General features: G+C 70.3%; 17 protein-coding genes. 7 read left to right on the plus strand and 10 right to left on the minus strand.

All coding sequences use genetic code 11. From position 1 onward, the window contains the following. Nucleotides 1-26: 26 nt before the first annotated feature. A complete protein-coding gene (gene mshC / locus ACGFYN_RS08670; protein WP_393865050.1) occupies nucleotides 27-1,256 on the plus strand; it encodes a cysteine--1-D-myo-inosityl 2-amino-2-deoxy-alpha-D-glucopyranoside ligase in 1,230 nt (409 codons plus the stop codon). A 68-nt stretch (nucleotides 1,257-1,324) separates the two neighbouring features. Here the strand turns inward: mshC and ACGFYN_RS08675 are convergent, their stop codons facing one another. From ACGFYN_RS08675 to ACGFYN_RS08710, 8 genes are all read right to left on the minus strand, one after another. Next, a complete protein-coding gene (locus tag ACGFYN_RS08675) occupies nucleotides 1,325-1,975 on the minus strand; it encodes a hypothetical protein (RefSeq protein ID WP_393865051.1) in 651 nt (216 codons plus the stop codon). Nucleotides 1,976-2,008: 33 nt separating this feature from the next. Beyond that, nucleotides 2,009-3,733, minus strand: a complete 1,725-nt coding sequence (locus tag ACGFYN_RS08680; RefSeq protein ID WP_393865052.1) for a S8 family peptidase — start codon at nucleotides 3,731-3,733, stop codon at nucleotides 2,009-2,011. Between the two features lie 263 nt (nucleotides 3,734-3,996). Beyond that, complete coding sequence (locus ACGFYN_RS08685) at nucleotides 3,997-4,977, minus strand: PAC2 family protein (protein ID WP_393865053.1); 981 nt, start codon at nucleotides 4,975-4,977, stop codon at nucleotides 3,997-3,999. Between the two features lie 143 nt (nucleotides 4,978-5,120). Continuing rightward, nucleotides 5,121-5,792 carry a FadR/GntR family transcriptional regulator gene (locus tag ACGFYN_RS08690; RefSeq protein WP_393865054.1) on the minus strand — a complete coding sequence of 224 codons (672 nt, stop codon included), beginning with the start codon at nucleotides 5,790-5,792 and terminating at the stop codon, nucleotides 5,121-5,123. Nucleotides 5,793-6,018: 226 nt separating this feature from the next. Then, nucleotides 6,019-7,635 carry an FAD-dependent oxidoreductase gene (locus ACGFYN_RS08695; protein WP_393865055.1) on the minus strand — a complete coding sequence of 539 codons (1,617 nt, stop codon included), beginning with the start codon at nucleotides 7,633-7,635 and terminating at the stop codon, nucleotides 6,019-6,021. Nucleotides 7,636-7,686: 51 nt separating this feature from the next. Beyond that, on the minus strand, nucleotides 7,687-9,225 hold the full coding sequence (glpK, locus tag ACGFYN_RS08700) for a glycerol kinase GlpK (protein WP_393865056.1): 1,539 nt from the start codon (nucleotides 9,223-9,225) through the stop codon (nucleotides 7,687-7,689). A gap of 50 nt (nucleotides 9,226-9,275) precedes the next feature. Beyond that, the gene (locus ACGFYN_RS08705; RefSeq protein WP_393865057.1) at nucleotides 9,276-10,070 is read right to left on the minus strand and encodes an MIP/aquaporin family protein; all 795 of its coding nucleotides are present in this window, start codon (nucleotides 10,068-10,070) and stop codon (nucleotides 9,276-9,278) included. A gap of 337 nt (nucleotides 10,071-10,407) precedes the next feature. Next, nucleotides 10,408-11,172 carry an IclR family transcriptional regulator gene (locus ACGFYN_RS08710; RefSeq protein ID WP_393865058.1) on the minus strand — a complete coding sequence of 255 codons (765 nt, stop codon included), beginning with the start codon at nucleotides 11,170-11,172 and terminating at the stop codon, nucleotides 10,408-10,410. A gap of 294 nt (nucleotides 11,173-11,466) precedes the next feature. Between ACGFYN_RS08710 and metH the strand changes: the two genes are divergently transcribed. The 4 genes from metH (at nucleotide 11,467) to ACGFYN_RS08730 (ending at nucleotide 19,625) form a co-directional block, all read left to right on the plus strand. Then, nucleotides 11,467-14,979 (plus strand): methionine synthase, encoded by a 3,513-nt coding sequence (gene metH / locus ACGFYN_RS08715; RefSeq protein WP_393865059.1) that lies wholly within the window; start codon nucleotides 11,467-11,469, stop codon nucleotides 14,977-14,979. Nucleotides 14,980-15,164: 185 nt separating this feature from the next. Further along, nucleotides 15,165-15,860: an HAD family hydrolase gene (locus ACGFYN_RS08720; protein WP_393865060.1), complete on the plus strand. Its 696-nt coding sequence runs from the start codon at nucleotides 15,165-15,167 to the stop codon at nucleotides 15,858-15,860. A 512-nt stretch (nucleotides 15,861-16,372) separates the two neighbouring features. After that, complete coding sequence (locus tag ACGFYN_RS08725; protein WP_393865061.1) at nucleotides 16,373-17,977, plus strand: ABC transporter substrate-binding protein; 1,605 nt, start codon at nucleotides 16,373-16,375, stop codon at nucleotides 17,975-17,977. A 67-nt stretch (nucleotides 17,978-18,044) separates the two neighbouring features. Continuing rightward, on the plus strand, nucleotides 18,045-19,625 hold the full coding sequence (locus ACGFYN_RS08730; RefSeq protein WP_393865062.1) for an ABC transporter substrate-binding protein: 1,581 nt from the start codon (nucleotides 18,045-18,047) through the stop codon (nucleotides 19,623-19,625). Nucleotides 19,626-19,707: 82 nt separating this feature from the next. Here the strand turns inward: ACGFYN_RS08730 and ACGFYN_RS08735 are convergent, their stop codons facing one another. Together ACGFYN_RS08735 and ACGFYN_RS08740 are read right to left on the minus strand one after the other, a co-directional pair. Then, the gene (locus tag ACGFYN_RS08735; protein ID WP_020939010.1) at nucleotides 19,708-20,379 is read right to left on the minus strand and encodes a response regulator transcription factor; all 672 of its coding nucleotides are present in this window, start codon (nucleotides 20,377-20,379) and stop codon (nucleotides 19,708-19,710) included. 14 nt (nucleotides 20,380-20,393) lie between these two features. Further along, the gene (locus ACGFYN_RS08740; protein WP_393865063.1) at nucleotides 20,394-21,545 is read right to left on the minus strand and encodes a RecB family exonuclease; all 1,152 of its coding nucleotides are present in this window, start codon (nucleotides 21,543-21,545) and stop codon (nucleotides 20,394-20,396) included. 174 nt (nucleotides 21,546-21,719) lie between these two features. Here ACGFYN_RS08740 and ACGFYN_RS08745 point away from each other — a divergent pair, with 174 nt between their 5' ends. After that, nucleotides 21,720-23,291, plus strand: coding sequence for a site-2 protease family protein (locus ACGFYN_RS08745; RefSeq protein WP_393865064.1), 1,572 nt, complete (start codon nucleotides 21,720-21,722; stop codon nucleotides 23,289-23,291). Nucleotides 23,292-23,341: 50 nt separating this feature from the next. Beyond that, the gene (locus ACGFYN_RS08750) at nucleotides 23,342-24,244 is read left to right on the plus strand and encodes a tRNA (adenine-N1)-methyltransferase (RefSeq protein WP_393865065.1); all 903 of its coding nucleotides are present in this window, start codon (nucleotides 23,342-23,344) and stop codon (nucleotides 24,242-24,244) included. The last annotated feature ends 131 nt before the right edge of the window (nucleotides 24,245-24,375 follow it).

Here is a 24,375-nt window from a genome sequence, read left to right on the forward strand (position 1 = left end):
AACTTCCGTCCGGTTAGGCTCATGACATGCATGCCTGGCCCGCTTCCGAGGTCCCCGCCCTGCCTGGTCAGGGCCGCGACCTGAGGATCCACGACACCGCGACCGGCGGTCTGGTCCCCCTCGACCCCGGTCCCGTCGCCCGTATCTACGTCTGCGGCATCACGCCGTACGACGCGACCCACATGGGTCACGCGGCGACCTACAACGCGTTCGACCTCGTTCAGCGCGTGTGGCTCGACACCAAGCGGCAGGTTCAGTACGTCCAGAACGTCACCGACGTCGACGATCCGCTCCTGGAGCGGGCGCAGCGCGACGGTGTCGACTGGGTCGCCCTCGCCGAGCAGGAGACGACCCTCTTCCGCGAGGACATGACCGCCCTGCGGATGCTGCCCCCGCAGCACTACATAGGCGCCGTCGAGGCGATACCCGGCATCGTGCCGCTCGTCGAGCGGCTGCGGGACGCGGGTGCCGCCTACGAACTCGAGGGCGACATCTACTTCTCCGTCGAGTCCGACCCGAACTTCGGCAAGGTCTCGAACCTCGACGCGGGCGCCATGCGGCTGCTGTCCGCCGAGCGCGGCGGCGACCCGGACCGCCCGGGCAAGAAGAACCCGCTCGACCCGATGCTGTGGATGACCGCCCGTGACGGCGAGCCCAGTTGGGACGGCGCCTCGCTCGGCCCTGGCCGCCCCGGCTGGCACATCGAGTGCGTCGCCATCGCCCTGGACCACCTCGGCATGGGCTTCGACGTCCAGGGCGGCGGCTCCGACCTCGCCTTCCCGCACCACGAGATGGGCGCCTCGCACGCCCAGGTGCTGACCGGCGAGTTCCCCATGGCCAAGGCGTACGTCCACGCCGGCATGGTCGCCCTGGACGGCGAGAAGATGTCCAAGTCCAAGGGCAATCTGGTCTTCGTGTCCGCACTGCGGCGCGACGGGGTGGACCCGGCCGCGATCCGGCTCGCGCTGCTCGCCCACCACTACCGGTCCGACTGGGAGTGGACCGACCAGGTGCTCGCGGACGCCGTGGCCCGGCTCGGCCGCTGGCGCGCCGCGGTCTCCCGCCCCGACGGCCCGCCGGCCGAGGCCCTGGTCGAGGAGATCCGCGAGGCGCTCGCCAACGACCTGGACGCACCGGCCGCGCTCGCCGCGGTAGACCGCTGGGCCGCGCGGCAGGACGCCGAGGGCGGCACCGACATCGGCGCTCCCGGTGTCGCGTCGCGCGCCGTGGACGCCCTGCTGGGCGTGGCCCTGTAGCGCTCGCCGCACACGGAAAGGGGCGCTTCCTCCCGGGAGGAAGCGCCCCTCGTGTCACCTGTCGCGGGTCAGATCCTGCGGATCTGGATGCTGCGCAGAATGTGCGGCGCGTTGGAGTCCCAGACGCCGACCACCTGGTGGCCGAACGCGAAGGCCTCCTGGACCTGGTCGCGGGTCTGGGGGTTCGGGTCGGCGAGGATCCTGAGCTGGCCGTCGATGCGCAGCACGATGACGCTGGGCTGCCCCGGCAGGGGCTGCACGACGTCGATGTAGCCGTCCGCGACGCCGCCTTGCAGCGCCTGGATCTGCTGCTGGATGTGCTGCAGCGCGGCCTGGACGATCTGGTGGATCTGCTGCTGCACCTGCTGCTCGACCTGGTGCTGCTGCCCCATCGGCTGCTGCTGCCCCACCTGCGGCTGGCCGAGCTGCTGCAGGAGGCCCTGGTAGGGCTGCTGCTGGCCGAGCTGCTGGAGCTGCTCGAGCGAGCCGCCCATACCCATGCCCATGCCCGTGCCCATGGGCTGCTGGCCGAAGCCCTGCTGCCCGTACGGCTGCTGGCCGAAGCCCTGCTGCCCGTACGGCTGCTGGCCGGAGCCCTGCTGCCCGGAGCCCTGCTGGCCGAAGCCCTGCTGCCCGAACGGCTGTTGCTGGTGCTGCTGGTAGGGCGACGTGCTCGGGTTCTGCTGTCCCAGTTGGCTCATCTGCGGGGTGGTGCTCATGCGGGTGTCACCTTCCCTGATGGTTGGGATACGTCAGCCCGTGACGACCAGGCCGACGATCTCGTCGTCCGAGAACCACACTCGGACGTCGGGCCGTCCCGCCGCGAAGGCGGAGTGCACCGCCTGGCGGATCTCCGGGGACGGGTCGTTGAGGTTCCGCCAGGCGCCGGCCACGAACAGCCTCAGCCTCGGCGGGAGTTCGCGCGGATACGGCAGCAACTCGTCCCAGTACCGCTCGGCCTGGCCCGAGCCGACCGACTGCGGCAGCAGACGGTTGACCGCCGCCTTGATGTCCGGCCGGTTGCCGATCCGCTGGGAGGCGGGCCGGCCCGGTGCGTCCTGCTGCGGCGAGCCCGTCGCGCGCAGCACCTCACGGGCACGTTCCGGGGACATCGGCTCCTGGCCCGCCGTCTTGAGCATTCCCTGCAGCGCGGCCAGTGCGCCGACCACGACCGGGGAGGCGGAGGACGTCCCCGAGAACGTGTCCGTGTACCAGGCGACCTCCTCGGGACCGCCCTGCAGATCGCCGGGCCGGTCCCAGAAGCCGCCGGTGGTCGTGACCTCACGGCCCCAGCCCTGGGCGTCCAGGCGGGCGCCGTAGTTGGAGAACGCGAGCCTCGACCGGTCCGGTCCGTGGTCACGGCCGTGCGTGCCGGGCGGCGGCGCGCCCGCGCCGACCAGGACCGCGCCGGAGGACTGGTTGGAGGGGTTGAACGGGTTGCGCCACCACTCGGGGAACTCGTCGGGGCGGCGCTCGTAGATCGCGTCGTCCAGCGACTCGCCGCCGTTGCCCGCGGCCTCGACGAGGAGGATGCCGCGTGCAGCCGCGTACCGGACGGCCGCGAAGTCGTCAGGCCACCACTCCAGGGGGAGGTAGCCGCGCTGGTCGTCGCGCTCGGCGTACTCGAACCGCGGCCCCGGGCGGTGGAGTTCGACCAGGACGACGTCGCCGGGGCCGAGCCGGTCGGCCGCCGCGTGGATCGCGGCCGCCGTGCCGATGTCCTGGAAGGACGCGGCCGCGGTCACGGCCTCGGGCACGATGCCGCACACGCCGTACTCGTTGCGGTCGCCGCCGATCACGCCGATCACGGCGGTGCCGTGGTTGCGCCAGGCGAGGTCGGACAGCGGGGTGCCGACCACGACGCCGGCCAGCTTGGCGGCCAGGTCCTCATGACCCAACTGCCAGGCGCCTTCGACGTCGACGACCGTCACCCCCTGACCCGAACCACCGGGCCGGTGCCATGCCCAGTGGGCGTCGATGCCGTCCGGGGCGGGGCGCAGATAGCCCTGGCGGCCGCTGAAGTCCGGTGTGACCGGGGCGCCTTCCTTCAGGCGGCGGTCGTCGTCGGACACCGTCGCGGGGACGGCGCCCGGCTTCACGTACGCCGTGTCGATGCCCGGCAGGGCCGCGATCCGGGACCGCAGCTCCTGGGCGCGGCTCTCCCCGCCCCGCACCCGGTAGAACAGCGCGAGGTCGGGCACGCCCTGCTCGCCCGGCGCCGCGGAGGTCTGCTGGAGCCGGTCCTCGCTGCCGAACAGCGGTTGCAGCCGCAGCTGTTCGTCGGTGAGGAACATGTTGAGGGCCGAGACGTCGGCACCTGCCGCCGAGCGGACGCCCTCGGTGCGGGCGCGCAGCCGGGCCTCGGCGCTCGCGACGACGATCAGCTCCTGCTCGGCTCCTCGATAGGTGAATCCCGCTCCGTCGGGTCCGGGCCCACCGGCCCCGGGACCCTGTGCCGGCTGTACCTGGTCGCTCATCGGTGCCGCTCCCTTCGGTTCGGTCCGTGCGGGTGCGCCGTCGCTCCACAACCAAGCACGCGCGCGCCGACGCGTAAAGGCTGTTTTCGCCAACTCGGTTTGGAACAAGTTGAATTGGGTAACGTGTGCATTCCGACCGGAAGTAGCGGTCACGTCTCATTCCGGCCAAAGTCACCGGCGTCCTGACGCGCCGGAGCGGCCGTAGGGGCGACAAGAAGGGCGGTGCGCCACCGGCGCACCGCCCTCACTCGGACCTCACTCGCTCATTCCTCCGAGGACTCGTCGTCCTCCGGCTCCGGCTTCGGCGGCTTCGGCGGTTTCGACCGGCCGCCGGGGTTGTCCCGCAGGTAGGGCGAGCTGTCGCTGCCGTCCGCGGTGGCGTGCCCGCCGCCCGACGGGCCCGATCCGTCCCGGCGGCGCAGATACCGCTCGAACTCGCGGGCGATCGCCTCGCCCGACGCCTCCGGCAGCTCCGCGGTGTCCCGGGCCTCCTCCAGCGTCTGGACGTACTCGGCGACCTCGCTGTCCTCGGCGGCCAGCTGGTCCACGCCCACCTGCCAGGCGCGCGCGTCCTCGGCCAGCTCGCCCAGCGGGATGCGCACGTCGATCAGGTCCTCCAGGCGGTTGAGCAGGGCCAGCGTCGCCTTGGGGTTCGGCGGCTGCGACACGTAGTGCGGCACGGCCGCCCACAGCGACACCGCCGGCACGCCCGCGTGCGTACAGGCCTCCTGGAGGATCCCGACGATGCCCGTGGGCCCCTCGTACTTCGTCTCCTCCAGGTCCATGCGGCGCGCCAGGTCCGCGTCGGACGTGGTGCCACTGATCGGCACCGGACGTGTGTGCGGGGTGTCACCGAGCAGGGCGCCCAGCACGACCACCAGCTCCACGCCGAGTTCGTGCGCGAAGCCCAGCAGCTCGTTGCAGAACGAGCGCCAGCGCATGGACGGTTCGATGCCACGGACGAGTACGAGGTCGCGCGGCTTGTCTCCGCCGATCCGGACCACCGAGAGGCGCGTGGTCGGCCACGTGATCTTGCGCACGCCGCCGTCCATCCATACCGTGGGGCGGTTCACCTGGAAGTCGTAGTAGTCCTCGGCGTCCAGCGCCGCGAACACCTCGCCCTTCCACTCCTTGTCCAGATGTGCGACCGCGGCGGAGGCTGCGTCGCCGGCATCGTTCCAGCCTTCGAACGCGGCCACCATGACCGGGTCGATCAGCTCGGGAACCCCCTCGAGCTCGATCACCCAGGCCTCCTTTCCGACATGCCCTCGCTTGACCACCCAACCTTACGGCGTGCGACGGGGGCAGCCGCAGCCCCCTTGCACGGGCGGGTGAACGGATCACTGCCCTGTTCGGGAGCCCCGGACACCCATGCCTCTCGCATACCTCACAGCGTGGAACGCAACCACTGCTCGACGCTCGCGATGTGCACCGTGGCCCACGACCGCGCCGCCTCCGCGTCCCGGTCGCGCAGCGCCGCCAGGATCGCCCGGTGCTCGTGCAGGGTGCGGCTGACCGCGTCCTCCTGGGTCAGACCGCGCCAGATGCGGGCCCGGGTGGTCGGCCCCGACAGGCCGTCCAGCAGCGAGCAGAGCACCGAGTTGCCGGAGCTCTGCACGATGCCGCGGTGGAAGTCGAGGTCGCAGGCGACCAGTTCCTCCACCGACGGGGCGTCCCCGAGTTTTTCCAACTGGGCGGCCAGTGCGTCCAGTTGCTGCTCGCTGATGCGCGAGGCGGCCATCGCCGTGGCGGCCGGCTCCAGGATGCGCCGCACCGCCAGGAACTCCAGCACGGTGTCGTCGCGGTGGAAGTCGACGACGAAGCTCAGCGCCTCCAGCAGCAACTGCGGGTCGAGGCTGGTGACATACGTGCCGTCGCCCTGCCGTACGTCCAGGATCCGGATCAGCGACAGGGCGCGCACCGCCTCCCGCAGGGAGTTGCGGGACAGCCCGAGCTCGGCCGCCAGCTCGCTCTCCTTGGGCAGCCGGTCGCCGGGGCGCAGCGCGCCGGAGACGATCATTCCCTTGATCTTCTCGATCGCCTCGTCGGTGACCGCCATGTCCCGCCTCCCTGTCGTTCAGACATCCGATGTCTCACGTCATTATGGCGTTCCAACGGGCTGAACGGGGTACCGAACGCTCAGCTCAGGCCCTGAATCTCCGGCCACGCGAAAGGGGCGGCTCCGTCGGCGCGGAGCCGCCCCTTCCCGCGGATCCGGCCCCTAGGGGAGAGGGGCCGTTCCGTGATCGCGCCGGCCCTGGCCAGGGGAAGGGACCGGCACGAGGTCACTTCTTGTCGAGCAGGTCCTGGACCTTCGCACGGACCTCGTCCGTGGCAAGGCCCCGGATCGTCAGCGTCGTACGGCGGCGCAGCACGTCGTCCGGCGTCTCGGCCCACTCGTTGTCCCGGGCGTAGACGACCTGCGCCCAGATCTCCGGAGCGTCGGGGTGCACCCGCTCGCCCAGCTCAGGGCTCTCGTTGGCCAGCCGCGCGATGTCGAAGGCCAGCGAACCGTAGTGCGTGGCAAGGTGCTTGGCCGTGTCGGCGGCCATCCGCGGCCCGGGCGCCGGGTTGTCCACCAGCAGCCGGTGTGCGACCGCGCGCGGGTTGGCGACACCGGGCAGCGGCAGCTTCTTCGGCAGCGAGGCGATGGGCTCGAAGTCGTCGCCCAGCGGGGCGCCCGGCAGCGACTCCAGCTTCTTCATGACCGTACGGCCGATGTGGCGGAACGTCGTCCACTTGCCGCCCGCGACGGACAGCATGCCGCCGCGGCCCTCGGTGACCACGGTCTCGCGCTTGGCCTTCGCCGTGCTGCCGGGGCCGCCGGGCAGCACGCGCAGACCCGCGAAGGAGTACGTGATCAGGTCCCGGGAGAGCTGCTGGTCGCGGACGGAGAAGGCGGCCTCGTCGAGGATCTGGGATATGTCCTTGTCGGTGACCGCGACGTCCGCCGGGTCGCCCTCGAACTCCTCGTCGGTGGTGCCGAGCAGCAGCATGTCCTCCCAGGGGAGGGCGAAGGTGATGCGGTACTTGTCGATCGGGGTGGCCAGGGCGGCCTTCCACGGGGAGGTCCGCTTCAGGACCAGATGCGCGCCCTTCGACAGCCGGATCGACGGTGCCGCATTCGCGTCCTCCATCCTGCGCAGGTGATCGACCCAGGGGCCGGTCGCGTTCAGTACGAGCCGGGCGTCGACGCCGAACTCGTCGCCCGAGGTGCGGTCGCGCAGCTCGGCACCGGTCACCCGGCCCCGGGTGAAGCGCAGGCCGGTCACCTCGGCGTGGTTGAGGACGACGGCGCCGGACTCGACGGCCGCGCGGACCGTCATCAGCGCCATGCGCGCGTCGTTCATCTGGTCGTCGCCGTACACGGCCACGGCCTTGAGGTTCTCGGTGCGCAGCTCGGGCACGTCCTGCGCCGCCTTGGCGGGGGAGAGGAGGTGGCCGACGCCGTCACCGAACGCGGAGAGCGCGGAGTAGGCGAAGACACCCGCCCCGAGCTTCGCAGCGCCGTGCGGCCCGCCCCTGTACACGGGGAGGTAGAACGTGAGCGGGTTCGCCAGGTGAGGTGCCACCTGGCGGGAGACCGCACGGCGCTCGAAGTGGTTCTCCGCCACCAGCTTCACCGCGCCGGTCTGCAGGTAGCGCAGACCGCCGTGGAGGAGCTTGGAGGAGGCGGAAGAGGTGGCGCCGGCGAAGTCGCCGGCGTCGACCAGAGCCACCCTGAGGCCGGACTGCGCGGCGTGCCAGGCGGTGGAGATGCCCAGGATGCCGCCGCCGATCACAAGAAGGTCGAACGACGCCTTGGCGAGCTGCTCCCGGGTCTCGGCGCGGCTCGCGGTGAAGCCGGAGGCCGGGCGGGTGCCCAGGGCAGGCACGGACTGCAGGGTGGACTGACTGGTCATTTCGGGTTCTTACTCCTCATCAGAGCCGGCTGAACCTGCGCGAGGCGCTCGTCAGCTCTCGTCCTCGAGCCAGCCCATGGTCCGGTCGACGGCCTTGAGCCAGCTCTTGTACTCACGGTCGCGGGTCTCCGCGTCCATGCGGGGGGTCCACTCGGCGGCCCGGCGCCAGTTGGCGCGCAGGTCGTCGGTGTTGTTCCAGAAGCCGACGGCGAGACCGGCGGCGTAGGCGGCACCGAGACAGGTGGTCTCGGCGACCATCGGGCGCACCACGGGGGCGTCCAGGACGTCGGAGAGCGTCTGCATCAGCAGGTTGTTGGCGGTCATGCCGCCGTCGACCTTGAGGGTGGACAGCTCGACGCCGGAGTCCTTCGTCATGGCGTCGGCGATCTCCCGGGTCTGCCAGGCGGTGGCCTCCAGGACGGCGCGCGCGAGGTGCGCCTTGGTGACGTACCGGGTCAGGCCGGCGATCACACCGCGGGCGTCGGCGTTCCAGTGCGGCGCGAACAGGCCGGAGAAGGCCGGTACGAAGTAGGCGCCGCCGTTGTCCTCGACCGACAGCGCGAGCGTCTCGATCTCGGCGGCGGTGGAGATCAGGCCCATCTGGTCGCGCATCCACTGCACCAGGGACCCGGTGACGGCGATCGAGCCCTCGAGGGCGTAGACCGTCTTCTGCTCACCGATCTTGTAACCGACGGTGGTGAGCAGGCCGGCGTAGGAGTTGATGATCTTGTCGCCGGTGTTCATCACCATGAAGGTGCCGGTGCCGTACGTCGACTTGGTCTCGCCCTCGGCGAAACACGTCTGGCCGAACAGGGCCGCCTGCTGGTCGCCGAGCGCGGAGGCGACCGGGATGCCGCCGAGCAGGTCGCCGAGCTTGCCGCCGGTGATCTCGCCGTAGACCTCGGCGGAGGAGCGGATCTCGGGCAGGATCTGCAGCGGCACGCCGATCGACTCGGCGATCTTGTCGTCCCACTCCATGGTGTGGAGGTTCATCAGCATGGTGCGGGAGGCGTTGGTGACGTCGGTGACGTGCTTGCCGCCGTCCGTGCCACCGGTCAGGTTCCAGATGACCCAGGTGTCCATGGTGCCGAAGAGGATGTCCCCGGCCTCGGCGCGCTCCTGGAGCCCCTCGACGTTGTCCAGCAGCCAGCGGGCCTTGGGACCGGCGAAGTAGGAGGCGAGGGGAAGGCCGGTCTCGCGGCGGAAGCGGTCCTGGCCGACGTTGCGGCCGAGCTCCTTGCACAGGGCGTCGGTGCGGGTGTCCTGCCAGACGATGGCGTTGTGGACGGGCTCACCGGTGTTCTTGTCCCACAGCACGGTGGTCTCGCGCTGGTTGGTGATACCGATGGCCTTGATGTCGTCGCGGGTGATGCCGGCCTTGGCGATGGCCCCGGCGACGACCTCCTGGACGTTGGTCCAGATCTCGGTGGCGTTGTGCTCGACCCAGCCCGGCTTCGGGAAGATCTGCTCGTGCTCCTTCTGGTCGACGGAGACGATACGGCCGTCCCGGTCGAAGACGATGCAGCGCGAAGAGGTCGTGCCCTGGTCGATGGCGGCGATGAAGGGGCCGGCAGTGTGGGCGTCGGTCACTGTGTGCTCCTGGGGTTCACTGAGTTAGGAAGGGACTGTTCCACCGTGCTTCAAGCAAAAGCGACGTTGTAGATGCCTGCAGCGATCGCGCCGCCGATCAGCGGACCGACCACCGGGATCCAGGCGTAGCCCCAGTCGGAGCCGCCCTTGTTGGGCAGGGGCAGAAGGGCGTGCACGATGCGCGGGCCCAGGTCGCGGGCCGGGTTGATCGCGTAGCCCGTCGGGCCGCCGAGCGAGAGGCCGATGGCGACGACGACCAGTGCGGTGATCAGACCGCCCAGGACGCCGAGGCCGTTGCCCTTGTCGTTCAGGCCCTGCGTGAGCACCGCGAGGATCAGCACGATGGTGCCGATGATCTCGGTGAGCAGGTTCTGCACCGCGTGCCGGATCTCCGGGCCGGTGGAGAAGATGCCCAGGACCGGGCCGGCGCCCGTCTCCTGCGCCTCGACGGCCTTGACCTTCGTGGCCTGGGCGCCCGGGCCGCCGACGATCTCCTTGTCGGTCAGATGCGCGTGGAACTGGCCGTAGTAGGCGACCCACACCAGGGTCGCGCCGATCATCGCGCCGAGCAGCTGGCCGGCGAAGTAGACCGGGACGTTGCTCCAGTCGCTGTCCTTGATGGCCAGGGCGACGGTGACGGCGGGGTTGAGGTGGGCGCCGGAGAGCGGGCCGGAGATGTAGACCGCCGTCATGACCGCGAAGCCCCACCCGAAGGCGATGGCGAGCCAGCCGGCGTTACGGGCCTTGGAGGCCTTCAGCGTCACGGCGGCGCAGACGCCACCGCCGAGCAGGATGAGTATGGCGGTACCGATGGTCTCGCCGATGAAGATGTCGGAGCTGGACACCCGCGACTCCTTTGTCCTTCGTCCAGGGGACCGAACCCCGGGTCCCTCCGGGAGTTCGAGCTGCCCTCGGGGGTGAGAGCGATGCCGGCCCTTGGCGTTGTCACACTCTAGCGCGTATTGCCGGTAGGTGTTCGACAATGCCGACCGATGGACGGGAGTCTTGCCTCGGGGTCACATGCCCGTCAAGGGTCCCGTTGGCGAAAATTCGATCGTTATCGATCGGCGAGAAATGTCGATCTTGCAGGTCAGCTGCGTACGGCGGGGTAACAAGCACGGTGCGTACCGACTGGACGGTCTGCAGCGCCCGGCCCGCTCCGGTGCAGAGGGTGCGAAGAGGTCAGAACCGTCCGGCGCCCAGGTCCCGCGACACCGCGCGGGCGCAGTCCCGTACCGCGGCGACGAGTTCGGGGCGCAGCTCGCCGTCCCGGCACAGCCGCTCCACGGCGCCGGCGATGCCCACGGCGCCGACCGGCATCCGCCGCCGGTCGTGGATGGGGGCCGCGACGGACGCGACGCCCTCCCAGGTCTCCTCGACGTCGGCCGCGTAGCCACGCGCGCGTGACATGTCGAGGATGTGCTCGAAGTCCTCGAGATCGCACACGGTCCGGTCGGTGAAGGCCTTGCGGTCGGCCTCGATCGCCTCGCTGTGCGCGACCGGGTCGTAGGCCGACAAAACCTTGCCGAGGGCCGTGGAGTGCAGCGGCTGCATGGCCCCGATCTCCAGCACCTGACGGCTGTCGTCGGGCCGGAAGACGTGGTGCACGATGAGCACGCCGTGCTGGTGCAGTACGCCGAGGTAGACGCTCTCCCCGCTGGAGCGGGCCAGGTCGTCCGTCCACACCAGGGCACGCGCCCGCAGCTCGTGCACGTCGAGATAGGTGGTGCCCAGGCGCAGCAGTTCGGCGCCCAGCTGATAGCGCCCGGAGGCGTCGTCCTGCTCGACGAAGCCCTCCTGCTGGAGGGTGCGCAGAATCCCGTGGGCGGTGCCCTTGGCGAGGCCCAGCGACGAGGCGATGTCCGAGAGCCCGAGCCGTCGCTCGCCACCCGCGAGCAGCCGCAGCATCGCGGCCGCCCGTTCGAGCGACTGGATGTTCCGTGCCATCGCCGTGCTGCCTCCGTCCCCTTCGACCGTCGACGAACGACGTCGCTGCCGCTGTTCGGCAATGTCGAACACTACCGGTCGATGTCGACCTCTCGCCAATGATCGGCCGTCATCCGTCGCGATCTGTTGCGTCACTCGTATCCCGCAAGTGGCCCGCACGTCATCCTCGTCCGCGTCGTGGACGCCCCGTCCGTCCCCGACCGGACCCGGTTACCCTGGCGAGGTGCGCCCACCGAGGAAGATCCGCGGGCGGACGCAAAGCCGACAGCCGTCGCACTTCAAGGGAGCCCCTTCATGGCCTCGTCGCCACTGACCCCTTCCTCCGACAGCCGGACCCGTGTGTCCGCGCTCCGTGAGGCGCTCGCCACCCGGGTGGTGGTCGCCGACGGAGCCATGGGCACCATGCTCCAGGCGCAGGACCCGACCCTCGAGGACTTCCAGAACCTCGAGGGCTGCAACGAGATCCTGAACCTGACCCGCCCCGACATCGTCCGTTCGGTGCACGAGGAGTACTTCGACGCCGGCGTGGACTGCGTCGAGACGAACACCTTCGGCGCCAACCACGCGGCGATGGCCGAGTACGACATCCCCGAGCGCGTGTACGAGCTGTCCGAGGCGGGCGCCCGCATCGCCCGCGAGACCGCCGACGGCTACCTCGCCCGGGACGGCCGCCAGCGCTGGGTGCTGGGCTCCATCGGCCCCGGCACCAAGCTGCCCACGCTCGGCCACATCGGGTACACCACGATCCGCGACGCCTTCCAGCAGAACGCCGAGGGCCTGATCGCGGGCGGCGCCGACGCGCTGATCGTGGAGACCACCCAGGACCTGCTGCAGACCAAGGCCGCCGTGATCGGCGCCCAGCGCGCCCGCGAGATCTCCGGCCTGGACCTCCCGATCATCGTCTCCGTCACCGTCGAGACGACCGGCACCATGCTGCTGGGCTCCGAGATCGGCGCCGCGCTGACCGCGCTGGAGCCGCTCGGCATCGACATGATCGGCATGAACTGCGCCACCGGTCCCGCCGAGATGAGCGAGCACCTGCGCTACCTGGCCAGGCACTCCCGCATCCCGCTGTCCTGCATGCCGAACGCCGGCCTGCCGGTCCTCGGCAAGAACGGCGCCAGCTACCCGCTCGGCCCGACCGAGCTGGCCGACGCCCACGAGACCTTCGTACGCGACTACGGCCTCTCCCTCGTCGGCGGCTGCTGCGGCACGACCCCCGAGCACCTGCGCCAGCTGGTGGAGCGCGTCCGGGACGTCACCCCGACCGAGCGCACCCCGCAGCCGGAGCCGGGCGCCGCCTCGCTCTACCAGACGGTGCCGTTCCGCCAGGACACCGCGTACCTCGCGATCGGCGAGCGCACGAACGCCAACGGGTCGAAGAAGTTCCGTGAGGCGATGCTGGAGGGCCGCTGGGACGACTGTGTGGAGATGGCCCGCGACCAGATCCGCGAGGGCGCCCACATGCTGGACCTGTGCGTGGACTACGTCGGCAGGGACGGCGTCGCCGACATGGAGGAGCTGGCCGGCCGTTTCGCCACCGCCTCCACCCTGCCGATCGTGCTGGACTCCACCGAAGTCCCCGTCATCCGGGCCGGGTTGGAGAAGCTCGGCGGGCGCGCGGTCATCAACTCCGTCAACTACGAGGACGGCGACGGCCCCGAGTCCCGCTTCGCGAAGGTCACCGCGCTGGCGCGGGAGCACGGCGCCGCGCTGATCGCGCTGACCATCGACGAGGAGGGCCAGGCCCGCACCCCGGAGAAGAAGGTCGAGATCGCCGAGCGGCTGATCGAGGACCTGACGGGGAACTGGGGTGTCCACGAGGCGGACATCCTCATCGACACCCTGACCTTCACCATCTGCACCGGTCAGGAGGAGTCCCGCAAGGACGGCGTCGCCACCATCGAGGCGATCCGCGAGCTCAAGCGCCGCCACCCCGACGTGCAGACCACGCTGGGCCTGTCGAACATCTCCTTCGGCCTCAACCCGGCCGCCCGCATCCTGCTCAACTCCGTCTTTTTGGACGAGTGCGTCAAGGCGGGCCTGGACTCGGCGATCGTGCACGCGTCGAAGATCCTCCCGATCGCCCGCTTCAGCGAGGAAGAGGTGCAGACCGCCCTCGACCTCATCCACGACCGCCGCTCCGAGGGTTACGACCCGCTGCAGAAGCTCATGCAGCTGTTCGAGGGCGCCACCACGAAGTCGCTGAAGGCGGGCAAGGCGGAGGAGCTGGCGGCGCTGCCGCTGGACGAGCGCCTCAAGCGCCGCATCATCGACGGTGAGCGCAACGGCCTGGAGGCCGACCTCGACGAGGCCCTGACGGAGCGCCCGGCGCTGGACATCGTCAACGAGACGCTGCTGGACGGCATGAAGGTCGTCGGCGAGCTCTTCGGCTCCGGCCAGATGCAGCTGCCGTTCGTGCTCCAGTCCGCCGAGGTGATGAAGACCGCGGTCGCCCACCTCGAGCCGCACATGGAGAAGACCGACGCGGACGGCAAGGGCACCATCGTGCTGGCCACCGTGCGCGGCGACGTGCACGACATCGGCAAGAACCTGGTCGACATCATCCTGTCCAACAACGGCTACAACGTCGTCAACCTCGGTATCAAGCAGCCGGTCTCCGCGATCCTGGAGGCGGCCGCCGAGCACCGGGCCGACGTCATCGGCATGTCCGGTCTGCTGGTCAAGTCCACGGTGATCATGAAGGAGAACCTGGAGGAGCTCAACCAGCGCGGTCTGGCGGCCGACTTCCCGGTCATCCTGGGCGGCGCGGCCCTCACGCGCGCGTACGTCGAGCAGGACCTGCACGAGGTCTACGACGGCGAGGTCCGCTACGCCCGCGACGCGTTCGAGGGCCTGCGCCTGATGGACGCGCTCATCGGCGTCAAGCGCGGGGTGCCGGGCGCGAAGCTGCCCGAGCTCAAGCAGCGCCGGGTGCGGGCGACCGCGCCCGCCGAGGTGGAGGAGCGCCCGGAGGAGGGCGTCCGTTCCGACGTCGCCATCGACAACCGCATTCCGGAGCCGCCGTTCTGGGGCACCCGCGTCATCAAGGGCATCCAGCTCAAGGAGTACGCGACCTGGCTCGACGAGGGCGCGCTGTTCAAGGGCCAGTGGGGCCTGAAGCAGGCCCGCACCGGTGAGGGACCCTCGTACGAGGAACTCGTCGAGAGCGACGGCCGGCCGCGGCTGCGCGGTCTGCTCGACAGGCTGCAGACCGAGAACCTGCTCGAAGCGGCTGTCGTCCACGGCTACTTCCCGTGCGTCTCCAAGGACGACGACCTGATCATCCTGGACGAGCACGGCAACGAGCGCACCCGCTTCACCTTCCCGCGCCAGCGCCGCGGCCGCCGGCTGTGCCTCGCCGACTTCTTCCGCCCGCAGGAGTCCGGCGAGACGGACGTCGTCGGCCTCCAGGTCGTCACCGTCGGCTCGCGGATCGGCGAGGAGACGGCGCGCATGTTCGAAGCGAACGCCTACCGCGACTACCTCGAACTGCACGGCCTGTCCGTCCAGTTGGCGGAGGCGCTCGCCGAGTACTGGCACGCGCGCGTGCGTTCGGAGCTGGGCTTCGCCGGTGAGGACCCGGGCGAGATGGAGGACATGTTCGCCCTGAAGTACCGGGGCGCCCGCTTCTCCCTCGGCTACGGAGCGTGTCCGAACCTGGAGGACCGGGCCAAGATCGCGGACCTGCTGGAGCCCGAGCGGATCGGCGTCCAGCTCTCGGAGGAGTTCCAGCTGCACCCCGAGCAGTCCACGGACGCGATCGTGATCCACCACCCGGAGGCGAAGTACTTCAACGCGCGCTGAAACACCGCGCGCCGGATCCGGCGAAAGCGCAGCTCACAGCATCCCTCGGCGTAAAGAGGGTGTGCCCCGGAGCGCGCCGGATAAACGAGGCGTTTCGGCCGCGACAGTCGTACACTGGTCGGTCCACTGCAGGCCGGTTCCCGGGCGGGAACCGGCCTGACCGTCCCTCAAGGAGGTGCGCCCGGATGACCAGTACGGTCCCTGCGCTCGGAACCCGTACGGCCGAAGGCTCTGCTCTTCAGGCCGTGCTCCTCGACATGGACGGAACCCTGGTGGACACCGAGGGCTTCTGGTGGGACGTCGAGGTCGAGATCTTCGCCGGCCTCGGCCACACCCTCGACGACTCCTGGCGTCATGTCGTGGTCGGCGGGCCGATGACCCGCAGCGCGGGGTTCCTGATCGAGGCCACCGGCGCCGACATCGCCCTCGCCGAGCTCTCGGTCCTGCTCAACCAGGGGTTCGAGCGCCGGATCGACCGCGCCCTGCCGCTGATGCCGGGCGCCGCCAGGCTCCTCGCCGAACTCTCCGAGTACGAGATCCCGACAGCCCTGGTCTCCGCCTCGCACCGGCGCATCATCGACCGGGTGCTCACCTCGCTCGGCCCCCACCACTTCGCCCTGTCGGTGGCCGGCGACGAGGTGCCGCGCACCAAGCCGCACCCCGACCCCTACCTGGCCGCGGCCGCCGGACTCGGCGTGGATCCGGCCAGATGCGCGGTCGTCGAGGACACCGCCACCGGCGTCGCGGCGGCCGAGGCCGCGGGCTGTCATGTGGTCGTGGTGCCCTCGGTGGCCCCCATCGCCCCCGCCGTGCGGCGGACCGTCGTCAAGACCCTCGAAGACGTGGACCTGACATTTCTGCGTGGTCTGATCGCCGCGTGATCACAGAGCCGATGACTGAGCCCCGACCGAGCCCATGACTGAGCCCATGACAGAACCGGCGACTGGGCTGATGACAGAAATGCGCTGAGCCTTCACCCAGTGTGCAGACTCGATAGGACAGGAATTCCGGAGTCCGGTGTGCGAAAGAATTCGAATCCAGACGACCGGCTGAATTCCGGTGCCGATCACGCTTGTTGAAGGTGTGACGTTCGCCACTCCTATGGGGCTCGACAGGTCGGGCGGTGTGTGCAGACAGCCCTGTTTCGGGCAGGTTGCGTGTGCCCTTGTGTCCCGATTGATGGAAAGCTGCACTAATCCTTCCTGTCACGGGCTTCCGGTCTGTCCACGGCCGGTTCCGCTGCGTGATGGTGGCTCAACTCCAGTGACTGCGAACCCTCGTGCAGGTGCGGACTAATCTCGTCGCGAGAACCATCGCCCCTACCCCCGTGATCCGCCGCGACACCCCTGCATGCCGGGTACACGGACCTGAACAGCTCTGGAGAAACACGAGCATGAACCGCAAGACATTGGTGCTGCCGGTCGTGGTCGGCCTGCTCGCGCCCGTGCTCGCCGCCTGTGGTGGTTCCGACAGCGGCAGCAGCGGTGGGGACGCGATCGTCGTCGGAACGACGGACCAGTTCACCGCCACCAAGGACGCCCCTGCGCCGCTCGATCCGGCGTACGCGTACGACGTGGGCACCTGGAACATCCTGCGTCAGACCGTGCAGACGCTGATGATCCAGCCGCGCGGCGAGGGCGAACCCGTCCCCGAGGCCGCCGAGAGCTGCGGATTCACCGACTCCGGCAATGAGCGCTACGCCTGCAAGCTGCGTGACGGCCTGAAGTTCGCCAACGGCGACGCCATCACCGCGCAGGACGTCAAGTACTCCATCGACCGTGTGCGGGCCATCAACGCGGAGGGCGGCCCGGTCGGCCTGCTCTCCACGATCGACACGGTGGAGGCCAAGGGCGACCGCGACGTCATCTTCCACCTGAAGACCGCCGACGCCACCTTCCCGTACAAGCTGTCGACCCCGGTCGCCGGCATCGTCAACCCCGACGACTACGAGAAGAACAAGCTGCGTGACGGCTTCGACGTGGACGGCTCCGGCCCGTACACCGTGCAGACCCAGGTCAAGGACGACTCGATCACCAAGGCGACGTTCACCAAGAACCCCAACTACAAGGGGACTCTCAAGGTGAACAACTCCAAGGCCGAGATGGTCTCCTACGCGGACGCCGACGCGATGGGCAAGGCGCTCACCAAGGGTGACATCGACGTCATGACCCGCAGCATGTCGCCGGCGCAGATCCAGAAGCTGTCCGGCGGTTCGGACAACAACATCGACCTGGTCGAGATGGCCGGCCTCGAGATCCGCTACCTCGCCTTCAACACCAACGCTCCGAGCGTGAAGTCGAAGGCCGTCCGCCAGGCGATGGCGCAGGTGATCAACCGCGGCGAGCTCGTCTCCAAGGTGTACGGCACCCAGGCCGAGCCTCTCTACTCGCTGGTCCCGGCCAGCATCACCGGCCACTCCAACTCGTTCTTCAACAAGTACGGCGACCCGAACACCGCCAAGGCCAAGTCCCTGCTGGCGGCCGCCAACATCACCACTCCGGTGAAGCTGACGCTGCACTACACGACCGACCACTACGGCTCGGCGACCAAGAAGGAATTCGAGATCCTTCAGAAGCAGCTCAACAGCAGCGGCCTGTTCGACGTCAGCATCCAGGGCGCCCTCTGGAAGACCTACATCCCGGCCGAGCGCAAGGGTGCCTACGACGTCTGGGGCATGGGCTGGTTCCCCGACTTCCCGGACGCCGACAACTACCTGGCGCCGTTCCTCGACAAGGACAACTTCCTCAAGCTGCCCTACCGCAACAGCAAGGTCATCAACGACCTCATCCCGGCGTCCCGCCGCGAGGCCGACCGCATCGCCGCTTCTCCCGACCTGACCGAGATCCAGGACACCGTCGCCGACGACGTGCCGATCCTGCCGCTGTGGCAGGGCAAGCAGTACGTGGCCGCCCGCGACGACGTCACCGGCACCGCGTACGCTCTCAACTCCTCCTCGACTCTCCAGTTGTGGGAGCTCGGCCGCGGCGTGAGCGGCTGACGTCCGTCCCCGGGGCCCCAGGGACGGCGGCCCCGGGAGTCCTGACACCGACGAGAAAGCACTTGCCGTGAAGATGCGCAACCAGTGGCCGGTCCTGCCTGTAGTGGCGGGGCTGGCCTCCGGGCTTTTGACGGGCTGCGGAGCAGACAGCGGCGACTCCGGCGGGACCGGGTCCTCCGTCGTCATGGGAATGTCGGACGACGTGCTCGCCACCGACCCCGCCTCCGGATACGACCCGGGGTCCTGGCTGCTGTTCAACAACGTCTTCCAGTCGCTGCTCAGCTTCCCCAACGGAGGGACCGAGCCCGAGCCCGAGGCGGCCGAGTCGTGCGGCTTCACCGACGCCTCGACCAAGGTCTACAAGTGCACGCTCAAGGACGGCCTGCGGTTCAGCAACGGTGACAAGCTGACCTCCGAGGACGTGAAGTTCTCCTTCGACCGCATGCTCAAGATCAATGACGCGGCCGGTCCGGCGATCATGTTCCCCATGCTGGAGAAGGTGCAGGCGCCGGACGAGAAGACCGTCGTCTTCCGGCTGAATGTCCCCGACGCCACCTTCCCGAGCAAGGTCGCCTCCGGCGCGGGCTCGATCGTCGACCACACCCAGTACGACGGCGACAAGCTGCGCAAGGACGGCAAGGCGATCGGCTCCGGCCCGTACAAGCTGGACTCCTTCGACAAGGAGAAGGCGGTCTTCTCGGTCAACGACAAGTACAAGGGCACGGCCAAGGTCAAGAACTCCGGCGTGACGCTGAAGTTCTTCCACGGCGACCAGTCCGCGCTGAAGAAGGCCCTCCAGAGCGACAAGGTCGACATCGCCTACCGCGGTCTGACCGCGAAGGACGTCGCCGACCTGCAGAACGCCGACAACGACTCCAAGGTCGAGGTCGTCGAGGGCAGCAGCGCCGAGGTCCAGCACCTGGTCTTCAACATGAAGGACCCCGTCGCCGGAAAGCTCGGTGTGCGCAAGGCGATCGCCTATCTGCTCGACCGCGACGCCCTCATCAAGGACGTCTACCAGGGCACGGCCACCCCGCTGTACTCGATCATCCCGGCGGGCATCGCGGGCCACAACACGGCCTTCTTCGACACCTACGGCGCCAGTCCCTCGCCGGCCAAGGCCGCCGAGGCCCTGAAGGCCGACGGCATCACCGGCAAGGTGAAGCTGACCCTGTGGTCCACCCCGTCCCGCTACGGCCCGGCCACCGACGAGGAGCTGAAGGCGATCGCCAAGCAGCTCAACGACAGCGGGCTGTTCGACGCCGACGTGAAGTCCGTCGCCTTCGACCAGTACGAGAAGGACATAGCCAAGGGCAAGTACGGCGTGTACGTGAAGGGCTGGGTGCCCGACTACCCGGACGCCGACAACTTCACCGCGCCGTTCTTCGGCAAGGGCAACGTGCTGAGCAACAACTACAGCAACAACATGATCACCGGCACGCTCATCCCGCGCACCGCCGCCCAGAGCGACCGCTCCGCGACCGACAACGACTACGGCCGGCTCCAGGACATCGTCGCCGACCAGCTGCCGGTCCTTCCGGTCTGGCAGGCCAAGCAGTACGCCGTGACCCGGGAGAACGTCTACGGCCTCGAGTACTGCCTGGACGCCTCCACGGTGTTCCGCTTCTGGGAGCTCAGCAAGGACTGAGCGACCGCACACACGGAAAGAAGGGCGCCCCTCGCCGGGGACGCCCTTCTTCCGTCTTGGCCACGACTTCGGCTACGACGCCTTACTGCGCGCCGGGACGCACCAGCCCGCTCTCGTACGCGTACACCGCGGCCTGCACCCGGTCGCGCAGCCCCAGCTTGGTCAGCACATGGCCGACGTGCGTCTTCACCGTGGTCTCGCTGACGAACAGGTCGGCGGCGATCTCGGCGTTGGACAGCCCGCGCGCCACCAGCTTCAGCACCTCCACCTCGCGGTCGGTGAGGGTGTGCAGCGTGTCCGGCACGGGCTCCTCGCCGGAAGGCAGATGGGTGGCGTACTTGTCGAGCAGCCGCCGGGTGATGCTCGGCGCGAGCATGGCCTCGCCGCCGGCCACCACGCGGATCGCCTGCACCAGTTCGTTGGCCGGCGCGTCCTTCAGAAGGAAGCCGCTGGCACCCGCGCGCAGCGCCTCCACCACGTACTCGTCGAGGTCGAAGGTGGTCAGCACCAGCACCTTCGCCGGGCCGTCCCGCCCGGGGCCGGTGATCTGCCGGGTCGCCTCGACGCCGTCCATGCGGGGCATACGGATGTCCATCAGGACCACGTCGGGCTGGAGTGCCCGCACCTGGTCGAGAGCCTGGAGGCCGTCTCCGGCCTCGCCGACGACCGCGATGTCCTGCTCGGCCTCCAGGATCATCCGGAAGCCCGTGCGCAGCAGCGGCTGGTCGTCGACCAGTAGGACGCGGATGGCCACGTAAGTCTCCTTCGCTAGTCCGGCCCCATTCTGCCCTGCGTGCGGTCATCGGACTCGACCACCCTCACCGGCACCGGCTGCGCCTCCCGGATGCCGGCGTCGGGGCCCGCGGCGGGGTCCGGGTCGGCGGTGGATTCCGGGTCCGCGGCGGCCGTGGATTCCAGGGCGGCGGCGGGGCCCGGACCGGCGGCGGCGTCCGGACCGGCCGCCCGCACCGCCAGCGGATACGGCGGGGGAGTGCCGCCGAATTCCGGGCAGTGGGACTGGTGGTCGCACCAGCCGCACAGCTTGGTGGGGCGCGGGCGCCACTCGCCGGACTCCGTCGCCGTCCGGATCGCCTCCCACAGGGCCAGCAGCTTGCGCTCCACGCGCTCCAGGTCGGCGACGACGGGATCGTAGGTGAGGACGTCACCGCTGCCGAGGTACACCAGCTGCAGCCGCCGCGGGACGACGTTCTTCAGCCGCCACACCACCAGGGCGTAGAACTTCATCTGGAACAGCGCGCCCTCGGCGTACTCCGGGCGGGGCGCCTTGCCCGTCTTGTAGTCGACGATCCGCACCTCGCCCGTGGGCGCCACGTCGACCCGGTCGATGATCCCGCGCAGCGTCAGCCCCGAGTCCAGCTCGGTCTCGACGAACAGCTCCCGTTCGACCGGCTCGAGCCGGGTCGGGTCCTCCAGGGTGAACCAGCGCTCGACCAGCTGCTCGGCCTCGCCCAGCCAGCGCGCCAGCCGCTCGCCCTCGGGGTCGTCCTTGAACAGCTCCACCACTTCCGGCCTGGTCTCGCGCAGCCGGTCCCACTGCCCGGGGATCAGGGACTTGGCACGCGGCGCGGTCCGGTCGGCGGCCGGGGCGTCGAAGAGCCGCTCCAGTACCGCGTGCACCAGCGTGCCCCGGGTCGCCGCCTCGCTCGGCCTCTCGGGCAGCCGGTCGATGACGCGGAAGCGGTAGAGCAGGGGGCACTGCATGAAGTCACTGGCACGCGACGGCGACAGGCTCGCGGGCGCTATGGCCACCCGCACCGGCCTGCTCGCCGCGCCGGCCGCGGCGGGTTCCACCGCGACCACCGCCGCCACCGATTCCCCGCGCTCCTCGGGAACCGGCACCTCCCCCTGCGCCACACCGCTGCTGCGGGCCTCCGCCGTGCCCTCCGCGCTCGTCTCCATGTCCCAGACCTTACGGCCCGCCACTGACAGTGACCCAGCCGCGCCCGTGACAGGTGCGACGCACGGGAAAACAGAGGGGGTGCCGGGGCGGAACACGCCGCGACGGCCGCATACCATCGACCCCAGACCCTTCCGCCCGGCAGGCGCGGAAGACTCTTCGAACGAGGGGACATCGTGGACGAGAGCGGCGGGAGCGGGCAGCCGCGGTCCGGCACCGACGAGCCGACCGAGCACCACGCGGGACCGGTGGCCCCGGCCGCCCCCTCACCCACCCCGGCCGACGGACGGCCCGCGCAGACCACCGAGGGGGAGGACGGCAGCGGGGCCGGCGGAAGCGACGGGCGGGACACCACTCACGGCGCCGGCCCGGAGGCCACCCCTTCGGACAGCCCCGAAGGCAGGAACTCCGCGGACGGCCACGCCACCGCGGACAGCCACCCGGCCGCCCACGACCGTCCCACCCGCGACCACCCCACCGGCGACCGCTCCGCGGAGGACCACGCCTCCCACGCCCCCGGTCACGAGGCGGCAGGTCACGAGCGCACCCTCGCCCACTCCGGCTCCACCAGGACCCGACCGCCCCGGCGCCCCGAGTCCCCCCGAGGCGGCCTGCTCATGGGCCGCCCCTTCGGCGTGCCCGTGTACGTGGCGCCCAGCTGGTTCCTCGTGGCCGCCCTGATCACCTGGGTGTTCGGCGGCCAGCTCGACCGCGTGCTGCCCGAACTCGGCGCCGCCCGCTACCTCGTCTCCCTCTTCTTCGCGGTCGCCTTCTACGCCTCCGTCCTCGTCCACGAACTGGCCCACACGGTCGCGGCCCTGCGCTTCAAGCTCCCCGTGCGCCGTATCCAGCTCCAGTTCTTCGGCGGCGTCTCCGAGATCGAGAAGGAGGCCGAGACCCCCGGCCGGGAGTTCGTCCTGGCCTTCGTCGGCCCGCTGCTCTCCCTGGTCCTCGCCGGCGTCTTCTACGTCGCCATGCAGCCCGTGGAGCCCGGTACCGTCCCCGGCGTCCTGCTGGCCGGCCTGATGGTCTCCAACCTGATCGTCGCCATCTTCAACCTCCTGCCCGGCCTGCCCCTCGACGGCGGTCGCATGCTGCGCGCGGTCGTCTGGAAGATCACCGGCAGGCCCATGGCCGGCACCGTCGCCGCCGCCTGGGTCGGCCGCGCCCTCGCCGTCTCCGTGCTGATCGGCCTCCCGCTGCTCACCCAGTCCGGCGCCCTCGGCTCCACCGCCGAGGACAGCGTCGGCGTGGACACCGTGACCGACGCCCTGCTCGCCGCGATCCTCGCGGCCATCATCTGGACCGGCGCCGGCAACAGCCTGCGCATGGCCCGGCTCAGGGAGCACCTGCCGGAGCTGCGCGCCCGCAACCTCACCCGCCGCGCCGTCCCGGTCGAGACCGACACCCCCCTCTCCGAGGCCCTGCGCCGCGCCAACGCCGCCGGCGCCCGCGCCCTGGTCGTCGTCGACCCCGACGGCCACCCGCTCTCGCTCGTGCGCGAGGCCGCCATCGTCGGCGTACCGGAACACCGGCGCCCCTGGGTCGCCGTCAGCGGCCTCGCCCAGGAGCTCACCGACGGCATGCGCGTCTCCGCGGAGCTCGCGGGCGAGGACCTCCTCGACGTCCTGCGGGCCACCCCCGCCACCGAGTACCTGGTGGTCGAGGAGACCGGCGAGATCTACGGCGTCCTGTCGGCGGCCGACGTCGAGCGGGCCTTCGTGAAGGCCATGGCCCGCCCCTCCTAGGGGGCGGCCCGGTGGTCGGCACCCCCGTCAAACCCCGGTAGGCTGTTCACATGTCCGAACCGACCGGTGCCGCCCGCAGGCGCGGGCCCTTCAAGGTCGGGGACCAGGTTCAGCTGACCGACCCCAAGGGCCGCCACTACACGTTCACGCTCGAGGCCGGGAAGAACTTCCACACCCACAAGGGTTCCTTCCCGCACGACGAGCTGATCGGCGCTCCCGAGGGCAGCGTTGTCCGCACCACCGGTAACGTCGCCTACCTCGCGCTGCGCCCCCTGCTCCCCGACTACGTCCTGTCCATGCCCCGCGGGGCAGCCGTCGTCTACCCCAAGGACGCGGGGCAGATCCTCTCCTTCGCCGACATCTTCCCCGGCGCGCGCGTCGTGGAGGCCGGTGTCGGCTCCGGCTCGCTCAGCAGCTTCCTGCTGCGCGCCATCGGCGACCAGGGCATGCTGCACAGCTACGAGCGCCGCGAGGACTTCGCCGAGATCGCCCAGCAGAACGTGGAGCGCTACTTCGGCGGCCCGCACCCCGCCTGGCAGCTGACCGTCGGCGATCTCCAGGACAACCTGTCGGACGCCGACGTCGACCGCGTCATCCTCGACATGCTCGCCCCCTGGGAGTGCCTGGAGGCCGTCTCCAAGGCGCTCGTGCCCGGCGGCATCCTGTGCTGCTACGTGGCCACCACCACCCAGCTCGCCCGGACCGTCGAGTCCATCCGCGAGATCGGCTGCTTCAACGAGCCGACCTCCTGGGAGACGATGATCCGCAACTGGCACGTCGAGGGCCTGGCCGTCCGCCCGGACCACCGGATGATCGGCCACACCGGCTTCCTCCTCACCGCCCGGCGCCTGGCCGACGGCGTCGAGCCGCCCATGCGCCGCCGCCGCCCCGCCAAGGGCGCCTACGGCGAGGACTACGCCGGCCCGAACGCCGACGGAGGCGCCGGCCGCTAGGGCGGTCCGTGCCGCACTCAACGAACGGGCGCCGGGGGGGGGGTGCGGATCGCCAGCGGGACGGGGCCCCCGGGCCCGGGTGGTGTCGCGGGGGGGGGGAACCGCCCAAACGGGGGGGGGGGTGGCGCGGG

This window comes from Streptomyces sp. NPDC048419 (genome assembly GCF_043200415.1).
Taxonomy (GTDB): Bacteria; Actinomycetota; Actinomycetes; order Streptomycetales; family Streptomycetaceae; genus Streptomyces.